16 protein-coding genes and 1 riboswitch are annotated in these 13,442 nt (G+C 37.6%); of the genes, 7 read left to right on the top strand and 9 right to left on the bottom strand.

Annotation, left to right across the window (positions count from 1 at the left end):
• Positions 1 to 60: 60 nt before the first annotated feature.
• A complete protein-coding gene (locus KVT27_RS03295) occupies positions 61 to 939 on the top strand; it encodes a glycine betaine ABC transporter substrate-binding protein (RefSeq protein ID WP_217580679.1) in 879 nt (292 codons plus the stop codon).
• 56 nt (positions 940 to 995) lie between these two features.
• Here KVT27_RS03295 and KVT27_RS03290 read toward each other — a convergent pair whose 3' ends face one another.
• The 3 genes from KVT27_RS03290 to KVT27_RS03280 form a co-directional block, all read right to left on the bottom strand.
• Entirely contained in the window at positions 996 to 1,310 is a 315-nt protein-coding gene (locus tag KVT27_RS03290; RefSeq protein ID WP_008174577.1) for a DMT family transporter, read from the bottom strand.
• Entirely contained in the window at positions 1,310 to 1,651 is a 342-nt protein-coding gene (locus KVT27_RS03285) for a DMT family transporter (protein ID WP_217580677.1), read from the bottom strand. Before KVT27_RS03285 ends, KVT27_RS03290 begins: the two co-directional genes overlap by 1 nt.
• 126 nt (positions 1,652 to 1,777) lie before the next feature.
• A riboswitch (guanidine-I (ykkC/yxkD leader) is annotated at positions 1,778 to 1,873 on the bottom strand.
• A gap of 31 nt (positions 1,874 to 1,904) precedes the next feature.
• The gene (locus KVT27_RS03280; protein WP_217580675.1) at positions 1,905 to 3,053 is read right to left on the bottom strand and encodes a PstS family phosphate ABC transporter substrate-binding protein; all 1,149 of its coding nucleotides are present in this window, start codon (positions 3,051 to 3,053) and stop codon (positions 1,905 to 1,907) included.
• A gap of 194 nt (positions 3,054 to 3,247) precedes the next feature.
• On the opposite strand from KVT27_RS03280, the gene KVT27_RS03275 reads away from it, so the two are divergent.
• Positions 3,248 to 3,721 carry a YbaK/EbsC family protein gene (locus KVT27_RS03275; protein WP_008174582.1) on the top strand — a complete coding sequence of 158 codons (474 nt, stop codon included), beginning with the start codon at positions 3,248 to 3,250 and terminating at the stop codon, positions 3,719 to 3,721.
• Between the two features lie 96 nt (positions 3,722 to 3,817).
• Here the strand turns inward: KVT27_RS03275 and KVT27_RS03270 are convergent, their stop codons facing one another.
• Positions 3,818 to 4,867, bottom strand: a complete 1,050-nt coding sequence (locus KVT27_RS03270) for a DUF418 domain-containing protein (RefSeq protein ID WP_036124304.1) — start codon at positions 4,865 to 4,867, stop codon at positions 3,818 to 3,820.
• Positions 4,868 to 5,050: 183 nt separating this feature from the next.
• Between KVT27_RS03270 and KVT27_RS03265 the strand changes: the two genes are divergently transcribed.
• The gene (locus tag KVT27_RS03265; protein WP_036147556.1) at positions 5,051 to 5,314 is read left to right on the top strand and encodes a coat protein; all 264 of its coding nucleotides are present in this window, start codon (positions 5,051 to 5,053) and stop codon (positions 5,312 to 5,314) included.
• A 35-nt stretch (positions 5,315 to 5,349) separates the two neighbouring features.
• Here KVT27_RS03265 and KVT27_RS03260 read toward each other — a convergent pair whose 3' ends face one another.
• Positions 5,350 to 6,120, bottom strand: a complete 771-nt coding sequence (locus KVT27_RS03260) for a GNAT family N-acetyltransferase (protein WP_036124302.1) — start codon at positions 6,118 to 6,120, stop codon at positions 5,350 to 5,352.
• 134 nt (positions 6,121 to 6,254) lie between these two features.
• Here KVT27_RS03260 and KVT27_RS03255 point away from each other — a divergent pair, with 134 nt between their 5' ends.
• Positions 6,255 to 6,761, top strand: coding sequence for a GNAT family N-acetyltransferase (locus KVT27_RS03255; protein WP_036226653.1), 507 nt, complete (start codon positions 6,255 to 6,257; stop codon positions 6,759 to 6,761).
• A gap of 46 nt (positions 6,762 to 6,807) precedes the next feature.
• Here KVT27_RS03255 and KVT27_RS03250 read toward each other — a convergent pair whose 3' ends face one another.
• Both KVT27_RS03250 and KVT27_RS03245 read right to left on the bottom strand, forming a co-directional pair.
• Complete coding sequence (locus tag KVT27_RS03250; RefSeq protein WP_217580673.1) at positions 6,808 to 7,311, bottom strand: pyridoxamine 5'-phosphate oxidase family protein; 504 nt, start codon at positions 7,309 to 7,311, stop codon at positions 6,808 to 6,810.
• A 166-nt stretch (positions 7,312 to 7,477) separates the two neighbouring features.
• A complete protein-coding gene (locus tag KVT27_RS03245) occupies positions 7,478 to 8,341 on the bottom strand; it encodes an AraC family transcriptional regulator (RefSeq protein ID WP_036226649.1) in 864 nt (287 codons plus the stop codon).
• Positions 8,342 to 8,624: 283 nt separating this feature from the next.
• Between KVT27_RS03245 and KVT27_RS03240 the strand changes: the two genes are divergently transcribed.
• Complete coding sequence (locus KVT27_RS03240) at positions 8,625 to 9,863, top strand: MFS transporter (RefSeq protein WP_217580671.1); 1,239 nt, start codon at positions 8,625 to 8,627, stop codon at positions 9,861 to 9,863.
• 26 nt (positions 9,864 to 9,889) lie between these two features.
• Positions 9,890 to 11,296: a M20 family metallopeptidase gene (locus KVT27_RS03235; protein WP_217580669.1), complete on the top strand. Its 1,407-nt coding sequence runs from the start codon at positions 9,890 to 9,892 to the stop codon at positions 11,294 to 11,296.
• Positions 11,297 to 11,330: 34 nt separating this feature from the next.
• Here KVT27_RS03235 and KVT27_RS03230 read toward each other — a convergent pair whose 3' ends face one another.
• Complete coding sequence (locus KVT27_RS03230; protein WP_036124292.1) at positions 11,331 to 12,626, bottom strand: helix-turn-helix domain-containing protein; 1,296 nt, start codon at positions 12,624 to 12,626, stop codon at positions 11,331 to 11,333.
• 195 nt (positions 12,627 to 12,821) lie between these two features.
• On the opposite strand from KVT27_RS03230, the gene KVT27_RS03225 reads away from it, so the two are divergent.
• Entirely contained in the window at positions 12,822 to 13,175 is a 354-nt protein-coding gene (locus KVT27_RS03225; RefSeq protein WP_081937074.1) for an NUDIX hydrolase, read from the top strand.
• 45 nt (positions 13,176 to 13,220) lie between these two features.
• Here KVT27_RS03225 and KVT27_RS03220 read toward each other — a convergent pair whose 3' ends face one another.
• Complete coding sequence (locus KVT27_RS03220) at positions 13,221 to 13,418, bottom strand: hypothetical protein (protein ID WP_036147553.1); 198 nt, start codon at positions 13,416 to 13,418, stop codon at positions 13,221 to 13,223.
• Between the last annotated feature and the right edge of the window lie 24 nt (positions 13,419 to 13,442).

Below are 13,442 nucleotides of genomic sequence, written 5' to 3'. Positions count from 1 at the left end.
TATTTTCTTGCCATGAAGGCAGTTTAATAGATAGACATGATGTACAGAAAGGGAGATTAGATGAAACTGAAAACACTATCGAAATTAGGAATGGCTTTAGGTTTAGGCTTCATGCTCGCTGCATGTAGCGGAGGAGACTCTGGTTCTGGAAAAAATAGTGATTCTAAGGAGGTAAACTTAGCCTATGTAGAGTGGGATACTGAAATCGCCTCTACGAATGTAGTGGGGCAAGTCCTTGAAGATTTAGGCTATGATGTGACATTAACTCCTTTGGATAATGCCATTATGTGGGAAGCAGTTTCTAAAGGCGAGGCAGACGGTATGGTCGCTGCATGGTTACCACATACACATGAATCACAATATGAAAAATATAAAGATAAATTAGATGAGCTGGGCGAAAACCTTGCTGGCGCTAAAATCGGCTTAGTTGTACCAAGCTATATGAAAGTAAACTCTATTGAAGATTTAACAGATGAGGCTGATCGTACAATTACTGGTATTGAGCCTGGCGCTGGTATAACAGCCGCAACAGAGAAAGCACTAGATGAATATGATAGTTTAGCAGATTGGAATTTTGTTACGTCTTCGTCTGGTGCAATGACTACTTCTTTAGCTAAAGCTTTGAAAGAAAAAGAAGAAATTATTGTTACTGGTTGGTCACCACACTGGAAATTTGCTAAATATGATCTTAAATATTTAGAAGATCCAAAAGGTGTATACGGTGGCGAAGAAACAATCAATACTTTTGTTCGTAAAGGTTTAAATGAGGATTCACCTGAAGTGTATTCCGTATTAGATAACTTTCACTGGACAGCTGAAGATTTAGAAAGCGTTATGCTAGAAGTAATGGATGGTAAGGATCCAAAAGACGCTGCTAAAGAATGGATTGAAGCAAATCCAGAAAAAGTAGCTGAATGGACAAAAGATGTAAAAAAATAATGTAAAAAAATGCACTTCCTTTTTTCAACTGGAAGTGCATTTTTTATAGTCTTCTTTTATGACAATATTTTTAACATGACGGCTGCTCCTAAAACTAGCACTATACAAACAACTCTTCTCCAATCCTTTGATTCATTAAAGAAGAACATTCCTAGCAAGGCTCCTCCAGCCGCACCAATTCCAGTCCAAATTGCATAAGCAGTGCCCATTGGTAAGGTTTCCATAGCATACGCAAGACCTGCAAAGCTTAATGTAAATGCAAATATCAATAATCCCAAGTTTTTTTTATTCTTTTCGTTATTATATTTACTAATCATATAAACACCCATCATCTCACATAGGCCTGCAATTATTAATGCCATCCATGCCATTATTCAGTCACCTCTTTTTCCTTCGGCTCTCCTGTCACAAGCTTTAAGCCCACAACCCCTGCCAATAAAACAACAATACATAGTATTTTTGCTAGCTTCCATGGCTCTCCAAACAGCAAGCTATCAGCGCATACTGTGCCAGCTGTCCCTAAGCCTACAAAAATCGCATATACCGTACCAACTGGTAAGTGCTCTCCCGCTTTAATAAGCAAATAAAAACTAACATAGATTGCAATTGCAGTGCCTATCCATTCCCATACAGTTGAAGCATGCTTTAAACCAATGACCCAGCCTACTTCAAACCAAGCAGCGATAATGACACTTAACCAATGCTTATTCATAAAAAATCCCTCCATTTTATAGGACACGATGAATGACTACCTTGATGACTATCCTTTCTCAGCTTTCGCCAAATTACCTGATTTTAGCCAAACAAAAAAGCCTAGAAGAAACTGTCCATCGACAGTATCTCCCAGGCTTTTATCCCTCCGTGTCACAAAAAAAATTGTGGTTTTCTCTCGGACCAGACTAGCATCGGCTACGGAACCCTAGAAAACTTTACAATATTTTATTAACCTTAGTATAGCAAACTATTTAATAATTTTCCACTGGGACATAGCCGACTTTTTCTACTAATGCTTGACCTTCATCAGTAAGTATCCAATCCATTAGCTTTTGAACATTTTCATTTTCTGCCCCTACAGTGACTGCATAAAACTCGGATACTAAAGGATATGTTCCATTTCGAATATTCTCTTTAGTTGGAGCTACTCCATCAATAGATAGTAATTTGATTTTTTTATTTTGAACCATTTCTGTCGAATAATATCTAAACGTATAGCCCATCGCATTTTTATAATTTCGATATTGTGATACTTCATGGATAATGCCACCCATTCCTGAGGCAATATTTTCAGAAGGTGCTTTCATAATCGGCATGTTGCCCATTAATTTTTCTAGTGCCGTTTGACTTCCACTATCCGCTGGACGCTGGAAAGCACGGATGGCTTCATCATCACCGCCTACATCACGCCAATTGGTTATTTCACCAGCATATATTTTCTTCACCTGTTCCAATGTTACATTATCTACACTGTTTTTATGATGGACAAAAAAAACAAATGCCTCTCGCCCTATTGGTGTCATATCAAACGTCAGTCCTTCTTTTTCTGCTTGCCATTCTTGCGAGGCAGAAGGTGCTGCCACAAAAATAAGATCCACATTTCCCGCTATTAAATTTTGATAGGCTTCTGGCGTACGGCTCACTTGGACCCTACTGTTATATGGCTGGTAGTCTCCTTCAGGATAAGTAGCCTCTACAAAAGCTGCATATAAAGGATACATAGCCGTGGCTCCATCTAAACGCGGTAATGACTCTGTCAATTGTAAGGAGGCTTTTTCGTCAGGCTTTACTACTTGATTGCCCCGCGTAAATGGTTGATAGGCAGATACATCAAGTTCTGCATCTACCGTGGGAATACTCAGCTTATAATAATGTTGAATAGGAGGTATTAAAGCAATTACTATTGCTACACCTAATACACTCATTAACCATCTCCTTTTCTTTTTTGTATGTATCCAATTAAATATTCCACCAACAAACAACACAAATAAACAAACGGGAACTGTATAAACTAGTGGTAGAAAGTGTATATGACCATTCAGAATGACAATAAGTGCTACCATTACTGTCACTACTGATAAACCAATCATAATGCTCACGATTTGTAAAAATTTAATCAAGACGCAACCCTCCAGTGTAATTTTACACTTTCAAATTAATCGTACTAGAAAAAGCAGGCATTCGCAACATTATATTCTGAAAATTATGTTAAGATTAAATTTATCTTGATTCGACATCTGTTTGAAACAAGATCATGCCTATGGTGATGGAAAAATCGCCAAGGCGTAACTGGATGATTAGGAGGAATGTACATATGGCAATAGAAAAAGTACGCAGCCATTTAGCCCAATGGCATGTGGAACACAAAATACAAGAGTTAGAGGAGAGCTCTGCAACTGTTGAATTAGCAGCTCAGGCACTTGGCTGTGAGCCTGCCCGCATAGCAAAATCTTTATCCTTTCTTGTCAATGATGGCGCTATATTAATTGTGGCAGCCGGTGATGCAAAAATCGATAATGCCAAATATAAAGCAGTGTTTGGGACAAAAGCAAAGATGCTAGGCAAAGATGATGTGGAAGCTATGATTGGTCATGATGTCGGTGGAGTGTGTCCCTTTGGCGTGAATGAAGGTGTTGTTATTTATTTAGATGAATCCCTTAAACGGTTTACAACGGTTTTTCCTGCATGTGGTAGTAGTAATTCCGCGATAGAGGTTACTATTTCTGAGCTTGAAACCTATACGCCCTATGAAGAATGGATTGATGTCTGTAAGGGCTGGCATGATTAGACGAACAAAAATCGGTGAAACTTTTCAACAGTCTCACCGATTTTTGTTCGTTATTTCTCCTATTCTCTTTCATCATTGAAAAAAATCATAGAGCTTTTATGATTGCTTTGTCACATTCTTTTTACCATATGTCATATAGCGCCAAAGCTTTTCAAATGGACCAATGGAAAAGAATTTGAACCAAATCATGCTAAAGATAATTTGGATAATAAAAATAATGCTTGCGATTACGACAATATCTGATGGTGAAACGACTTCTAAGCCCATAATCGAGATGATGGCCATACCAATAAAGCTTTGGGCTAAATAGTTGGTAAATGCCATTTGTCCCACACGTCCAATTGGCTGAAAAATTTTCGCTATTTGACGATTCTCTAGGATAGTAAATAAGCAAGCTAAATAAAAATATGTTGTCGGAACTACTCCTAAACCAATAATAGATTGTAACTGTTGGTCATCAGCTTGTGAGGCAAACCATATCCATAGTGAAAAACCAATAAAGAACGGGCCTGTAACAAGAAGCAGCCATTTTATTTGTTGGATATGAGCGCCAATATGACCAATCCAACCAGCTTTCGCTACTAAGAACCCACTTAAAAACATAATAAATATAGCGATAGCATCATTCCCTAAAAGACCTAAAATAGTGGCCATTATCGAACTAGTTGGTATATACATTTGACCTAATATAGCAAGAATATGAAGTGTAATGATTGTAAAAAGCCATTTACAAATTGTTGGAATTTTCGCAGAGTAAAATGGTAGCAATAAAAAACCAATAACTGCATAGATAGCTAAGATTGAACCCCAAAACAGGAAAATGTGAATGATACCAATAATCAATAGTGCAACTAAACGTCTGGCAAATCGTCGTTTCGGTTTATCCCCACGAGCTTCAGCCCGAGATGCAAAAATATAAAAACCAACACCAAAAAGGAATGAAAAGATTGAAAAGAATTTCTTTTCAATAAAGATATCAATAAGTGAATCGATCACTCCATTGATGCCACTATAATCAGGCATAGGGCCGCCCTCTATTATGACCTGATAGGCGCCTACATTAATAAATAAAATACCAAATAACGCTAACCCTCGAATAATGTCCAAGGAAAGAATTCGTTCTTTTTGTGTAACGGATGGATTCATGTTCAAATAACTCCTTATCTTTTATGCTATAGCTAGCATAACTCTTCATCCTTACAACTATTTTTTTTTAAGCTTACAGGAACCTTACAAATCAAAAGATTAACTTTATAGTTTTTTATCCGATTCTCCCGAAAAAAATAACATACTTTATAGTAAGAACATAGTAGAAAAGAGGTTTCTCCGATGAAAAGAAATCGCAAATTTGGTTTCTGTTATCCGGGCTATCGATACTGTGGACCTGGTTGCTCGGGACCAGGACAGCCCACAAATGCTGTGGATAGTTGCTGTAAACAACATGATGAATGTTATGATCGTTACGGTAGCATTAGATATTGTGATGAACTATTTCAGAAATGCCTCAGACCTCACATGCAGGCACCCAATAAGATGGCGAGAGATGCAAGACTATTCAATCGGGTATTCGAACTACGTAATCGATTCTTTTAACAATGAAGCTCACGTTCTGTTGAAAACAGCGTGGGCTACTTTTTTGTATAAATCGCATATTTCTGTGGACCCGTAAAGCCAAGCTTTGCCCCTAAATAAATGGATGCTGTATTGGAGATATCACAATCCCAGCATGGCTTTAGCTCATTGGCCAAACAATGATTGATAAATGTTGTTGCGATCAAACTAGCCAATCCCTGACCTCTATACTTCGAATCTGTCATAATATCAATTTCCGCATAGTCATTTGATTTAAAAATAGAGACGGCTTCACTGACGATTTGCTCCTTATGTATGAGACAAAAGCCAAAACCATTTGTCAGGAAATTAGCCGTAGAATCCCAATATTCATCATAGTAAGCAGATGTAAACTCCATTGCGTTATTTATATGATGTTGAGTAATTGGCATGACCTCAAAATTGGATACTTCTTGCTTGTCCGTCCCACCATATAAGCTTTTATCAAATGTAAAGGTATAGCGTTCTAATTTTCTAAGCTGCCCATTTAAAAGTTGTTCAATTTTAGTATTCCATTGCTCTGAATAAGAAAATAAGGTAAAGCGTTTCCCTTTCTCTACAGATTGCTCAAGGCAAATGGCAAGCTGACGGTCAATCTCAGTTGTGGTTGAATCACCATATACAAAATGAATTCCTGATTTTGTGTGTATTAGGAGCGTTTGAAAAGTTGCTGTATCTGCATAGACTGTCCCTTCTATTAATTGATCAAGAATACTATAAACAAATGTTGGAGCCTTTAGAATGTATTGTTTAATAATTGGATAATGATTCGCTGTAACTTTTATCAAGACGTTTCCCCCTCTTATTGGCATTAAGTACCTTATATTTTATAATAATATATAGATCTAGTTGAAGGGACTGAATGATGCACAGATAGCAATATTTTTCATCCAACATCATTAAAATCTTGGAGGTAAAAGTATTGATTGAATGTATGGACACGGAAAGATTATTATTAAGAAAAGTGGCTAGTGCTGATGCTAAAAGTTTATGGGGTATTTGGTCAGATCCTGCTGTGACCAAATTTATGAATATCTCAAGCTTTACACACGAAGAACAGGCGCTAGAAATGATTGACTTACTCAATCAATTAGCTAATGAACATAGGGCCATTCGCTATTCGATCATTAAAAAGATAGGCAATTGTATCATTGGCTCCTGCGGATTTAATAACATAGATTTCGATAAAGCTACCGCAGAAATTGGCTATGACTTGGCGAAGACTCATTGGGGTAAGGGCTACGCCACAGAAGCTATTATCGCTTTAATCCATGTTGCTTTTACACATTTGGAGATCACGACAATTGTAGCAAAGGTCGATGCCGCGAATAGTAATTCCATCAAAGTCTTACAGAAATTGAATTTTATTTTACAGGGCTATGATAGCACTGAAGAACATTTACAAGTATACACACTATGTAAAGGGTAATATAAAAAAGCTAAGAATGGTTAGATAACCAGTCTTAGCTTTTTGCTTAGTGATACATGCCGTGATTAATTTTCCCCGTCAGCTTTTCTATTTGTACCTCGAATAACTCTATTTTAGGCATAATTGGATAGCCCTCTTTTTCAAATGTCCATTCAGGATTACCATACTTCTCTAAAAGCGCATCAAAGAACCATTCCTTCCTTGACTCCTCTTCAATTCTTACAACTTGTCCAAATAGCACTACACTTTGGTAGACAAGTGCAGATTGACAAGCGTATTTTTTCCCTGGGTGTAAATCGCCCATTTCACTTACTTCTATACTGATTTTAGGGTTTTGTTTAATATTGGACCAAAAATGGCTTTCTCGGATATTACCAATATGCAAATAAAGTTTATCATTTCCCTCATACACATAAACAAATGGAATCACATAAGGGTATCCTTCCTCATCAACCGTCGCAACATGCGCTACTTTCCCCATCTTTAAAAATCGCTGTGCTTCATCATTAGAAATTTCTACCCGTTTGTTTTGAATCATACCTCTTATCATACTTTAACCCCCTCATCAAAATATGGAACGATTAAAATAAAATCGTTTAGTCTAAAACATATATATATTTTACATCTTTATGATACCTAAAAAAAGGATATTTTTTTTTCGATAATAAGTAAAGCCAAAAATGCATTTGTTTAGCATTCTTGGCTTTATTTTATCGTTATTTAATTGGAATCCAAATTTCTGAGTATGAATCAGGACTATATGCATCTTCCTCAGGGTACACCTCAAGCTCCGCTGTTCCTGCTGGCTCATATGGATTGGATGGGAACCATTCTGAATATATTTGTTTCCACGTATTTTGCATAGCATCTGGCATAGGGCCATGTACCTCAAATACAACCCATTTTGATGCAGGCACTTCCATTGTTAATAGATTTTCTCCTACATCCCCTTCATGATTTGTAGCAATCCAGTAATCAATGAATCCCTGTTGTCCTTGGCTTGCATTTGGTACACAAACGCCCAGTACCCCATTGATATTGCCATTATTTAATTGATATAGCTGCTGATCGAAGGCACTCTCATTGATTTCCTGCCAGAATAATGGAATTTCTCGAGTATTCTCTCCATCTTGGCAATTGTACGTTCTTTTTACCCCAACAACTTGAAACTTGTCTTTTTCTACGATTTTATACTTCATTGGTTCTGCTCCCTTCAAGCTTACCTGAATAACCAGGCGATTGTATGATTGTAATGGTCCTTGCCTCTTTCTCGCTTCACTTGGCGTTACATAATGCTGTTTACGAAACGCCTTTGTAAAGGCTTCAGGAGTTTCATAGCCATATTTGTAGGCGAGATCGATTATTTTTTGATCTGTATCCATTAATTCCTGAGCTGCTAATGTTAATCTCCTCCGTCTTAAATAGTCTGCAATCGATATATCCGTTAAAATCGCAAACGTTCGCTGAAAATGAAAGACAGATGAATTAACCTCCTGTGCAATTTGTTCGATGGTTATGTTTTCTAATAAATGATCTTCCATAAAATTAATGGCTTTTTGAATCGACTCAATCCAACTCATTGCTCTCACTCCCTGATAACATCTTAAAATAGTTCATGCTTTCCAGCCTGTCTTTTTATGCTAACTTTGGACAGGTACATTTAGAAGCAGTTTTTCATCACGATCACAATTCTTCATTTCGTATTTTACATACGCTTTTACTCTTTCTCCTCTAAATTCCATTGTACTAAATATCAAAATATATTGAAAAATAACAATAATATATTTATAATAACGGACAAGACCTTTATTGTCCTTAAATAAAAGGAGGGTAATGCTGGGATCTTTCCAAAGGAGGAGAATTATGATGAATGTTTTACATACGCAAATGAGTGCTAGTAAACGTAATTTTATCTTTTCACTACTGTTTCTGGCATGGTTAGTCGATTCATTAACATTGTTCGGCATGAACGTGGCGATTATTCCAATCAGTAAAGAATTACATTTAACACAAACACAAAGCGGCATGGTCATCAGTAGCTTTTGGCTAAGCAGCGCACTAATGACATTGGTTGCTGGATGGGTATCTGACAAGTTCGGATCAAGGAAGATCATTGTCATTGCAGTGTTCATGATTTCCCTCTTCTCCCTACTGACTGGGATGATTGGCTCTTTTATGGCTATTTTAGTTATCCGCTTTATTCTTGGTCTAGGGGATGGCGGTTTACCAACAGGTAGCGGCGTGGCCATTACGGAGATATTTAAAAAAGATGTTCGGGCACGGGCAAAGTCGATGCTACTAGCAGCTCAATTAATCGGTGGTGTCCTTGCTTTATATTTAGCTGGTTTAATTGCAGATACTTGGGGATGGCGCACTATGTTTTACCTTATTGGTGGTGTGGGTTTAATCGTCACTCTTTTACTCTTTAAGTATTACAATCCACCAAAGCTTGACAAGCTACAGGACGCAGCTGTGGGTAATTCGCCTGATCGTCCAATAAAAGAACTTTATAAAAGTTCATTTTTATGGATTCTAGTCATCATGTATTTTTGCTCAAGTACTGTCCATTGGGGCTTCTCCTCTTGGTTACCTTCCTATTTGGAGCAAACTCGACATTTAAATTTACGAGAAGTAGGATCACTTGCCATGATTCCACAAGCCTGTGGATTAATAGCTGCAATTGTCACAGGGTTCTTAATCGATAAAGTTTTGGCAGGAAAAGAAAAAATAATCGTTTTAGTTGGTGCGATAGTGTCTGGCATTTGCTTATATTTGATGTTTAATGCATCTAGTATTCAAGTAGCTATTTCCTATCAGAGCCTTTTCTCCATTGGTGATTCAGCAATTTCAATGGCCATACTAGCCATTCCTCTTAAGTATGTTGCACAACGAATTATTGGTTCGTTTTTAGGAATGATGTATTTTGCTAGTGGTATGGCAGGCTTTATTGCACCAACAGCTATGGGTGCTCTAATTGATGGTTTCGGCGGATCATTCCAAGCCGCATTCTTCTTCCTTATTGGAGCCTTGGTGATCGTTATAATTTGTGCTGCATTATATAAAATTCCGTCTAAGAATAGTAGTTTAATTGATCAAGCTTAAAATATGGAAAATAGGAGTGAGTTTCTTTGACTAGTCAAAGTAGATTATCGCAAATTATTGAGGATAAACGAGAAAAGTTAATTGAAGTCAGTAATCAAATCTGGGAATATGCTGAAACAGGTTTTGAAGAATTCAAGTCGGCCAAGCTATTATGTCAAACATTAGCAGAGGAAGGATTTGAAGTGGAACAAGGCGTGGCCAATATTGAAACCGCCTTCATTGGTTCTTTTGGTAGTGGAAAACCCGTCATTGCATTTTTAGGCGAGTTTGATGCTCTTACTGGTTTAAGCCAAAATGGTGGAATAGCGCAGCCTAATCCACAACAAATTGGCGGCAATGGGCATGGCTGTGGTCATAATTTATTAGGTACTGGCTCTCTAGCGGCAGCCATTGCACTCCGTGATTATATGCAAGAAAATAATATAACTGGAACAGTGCGCTATTATGGATGTCCTGGTGAGGAAATTGGTGGTGGCAAAACATTTATGGCCAGAGAAGGCATTTTTAATGATGTAGATATTGCCCTATCTTGGCATCCAGGTACGACGAATAATATTATGTCTGTTGCGACCCTTGCCTGTTACGAAGTGTATTTTAAATTTAAAGGGAAAAGTGCTCACGCAGCTGCTAGTCCACACTTAGGTAGAAGTGCTCTTGATGCTGTAGAGCTAATGAATATTGGAGTTAATTATTTACGCGAACATATTATTCCAGAGGCACGTGTACATTACGCCATTACAAATACAGGTGGTTCTTCTCCAAATGTCGTACAAGCAGAGGCAGAAGTATTGTATTTTGTTCGAGCTCCAAGAGTATCTCAAACAGACGATATTTATCAACGTATTTGTGATATTGCTCGTGGTGCAGCCCTTATGACGGGAACAGAGGTAGACATTGATCTTGCCTCAGCTCTCTCGAATGTAATTCCTAATACAACATTGGAACAAGTTATGTATGATAACTTTGTAAAATTAGGCACACCATCCTATACAGATGCGGAACTTCATTTTGCGGAGGCTATTCGCGAAACATTATCTGAAGAGGAAAAGAAGATGGATGTTCAAAGAAATCAAAAGCTTGCTGGGAAAGCAATAGCTGATGTCATCGATCCGTTTATGTCCGATGCATTTATGGCTGGCTCTACAGATGTCGGAGATGTCAGCTGGATTGTCCCAACTGCTCAATGTATGACGGCATGTGAACCACTAGGAACACCGCTTCATACTTGGCAAATTGTAGCTACAGGGACAACTTCATTGGCACATAAAGGCATGCTTCACGCAGGAAAAATTTTGGCTGCCACCGCACTAGAAATTCTTCAGCAGCCTGAGCTGATTGAACAAGCGCAAGCGGAATTGGTTGATCGCCGGGCTGGCGAGGTGTATACAAGCCCTCTTCCATCAGATGTCAAGCAATACAAAATTCGTTCTTAAAAATAAAGAGAGTCCCTGTTATAAGGACTCTCTTTTACAATGGAAAAATTTTATAAACTTTGCGTGGACGTCCTCTTGTATGAGGTTTTTCCTCAGCAACTACTTCAGCGAACCCCTTTTCCTCAAGTGTCGTTAATATTCTACGGGCACTTCTTGCAGGAATTTGCATATAAGTAGCGAGTTCATTGGCATTCAGTTCATCACTGGCTAATTTTTTCAACGAGGACTTCAGTTTATTTAAGGTCATGACACTAAGTGTAGTTTCTTGACTAAGTGTTTCTAATTGTTCTGACGTATAGGAATAGGTAAGCTGCTCCGGCTTGCCTAATGGTCCAGCAATTTTTTTATTATCAAAACAAACCATCCATGAACCCTTTCCACATTCCTTGGCACGAAGGAGGGCATTACCCGCATTTATCTCTGCATCATAAACCGTTTGTCCAATGCCAATTCCACAAGTCATCGCCTCTTGATCCAGCAATGTGAAATCTTCCATATCAGGCATTTGGCTAAAATTCCTCGTAATGTCTTCCATTAATCCTCTAGTCGTAAATATGATATACCGCCCAAAACTCGTGGACTTAATGGAGCCATGAATACTTTTTGTATAGGTCAGTAAATGCTCCATCATCTTTAGCTCGATTCTAAATAGCTCATTCGTTGAGAAGTTATCCTTAGCCATCTCTAAAAAAGGATCAATCTCAATAATTTGAACAGCAATTTGTGTAGCCTTATACCGAAGCATTTCATATGTCCGTAGCATATTTGTGATAACCGCTTCTACTGCCATAGAGGATGGAAATAAACGATAAGTTGGTACACCAAGACGTTGTAATTCATGATGTATAGGATGACCTGTAATGGCTGCCTTTGTTTGACCACTTTCCCACAGTTTAAAATGATATTGGACAAGTTCATTTAATGAAATCGTGTCTGACTCAACAAATTTTGGTTTTTCCTCGATACCCGCCTCTACTAAAGCTTGCTCCCATGTAACACTATTACCAGCATCGAAGCTAATTTCATTGACCTCAATTTTCCGTTCATATAGTACTCTTAATACCGTTTTGTATAAGGATGAGCCTTTATAAACAACATAAAAAATGGGTGTTTCTAGCTGACTCCAGCTTTGTACAATGTTATATGTAATTAGCCCTGTACATAACCACATATCCATTTCTTCCTTAAGTAGCGGAGTTATTTTCTCCTCTAAATGCTCTTCTGTTAGACATTCTATCGATGTACATATAAATTCTGGCCAATTTTTCAGGACAGATTCAACAAATTCAATTGAGTCTGAAGGACCTATAAGACCTAATCGTATTTTCAAGAATACCCCTCCTTGTTCAATCCACATGAAAAATTTGATAATTATATTATATCAAAACCATATAGAATGCATATAAATTTCATATAAAAGCTATTACATGATTTACAACAATACCATTTTAAGTAAAAATAGAATTGACAAGGTAGTTGGGAGGTTATTCATTTGGTTAAATGGCAAGGCTCTGCCGCTATTTGTATGAACGCAGAAAATCGTTTATTAATGGTTTTGCAAGGATCAAAGGAGGAAGAAAAAACTTGGGCTGTACCTTCAGGTGGAAAGGAGGCATTGGAAAATTTCCAGTCATGCTGTATTCGCGAAGTATACGAAGAAACAGGCTATACAGTTACTATCATCAAGGAAATTTATAGAAAAAATAATGCAATTGTAGAAGTCCATTACTTTGAAACCGTCGTCATTGGTGGACAAATGACCATTCATGATCCTGACGAATTAATTTATGATATCGCATGGCAATCTAAAGATGATGTTGCACGACTAGCATTGACATTCCCAGAAGATCGATCATTTCTCTTATCTTTATTTCCATAAAAAAAGTCACGTCTTCTCGACATGACCATCCTTTTACATATAAAATTACTGGCTGTTCTCGTCTGGATGTTGATAAATAATTAAGGCAGAATGGATGACCGTTTGTTCTCCGATATAGAGGGTATTGTATTTGATATCAAGTATGAAAAAGTAACTTAAATCTAATAAAGCCCGATTAATATCATGTTCAAATTGCACAATATCATTGTTTTGAATTGTCACAACTTGAGTCGTTTGTGTCATTACCCACACCCCTTTTCCTTAATA

Origin of the sequence: Lysinibacillus sp. GbtcB16 (assembly GCF_019091145.1) — a bacterium.
Lineage (GTDB): Bacteria > Bacillota > Bacilli > Bacillales_A > Planococcaceae > Lysinibacillus > Lysinibacillus fusiformis.
Note: the sequence above shows the minus strand (reverse complement) of the source record. Positions and strands in the feature narration are given on the sequence as shown.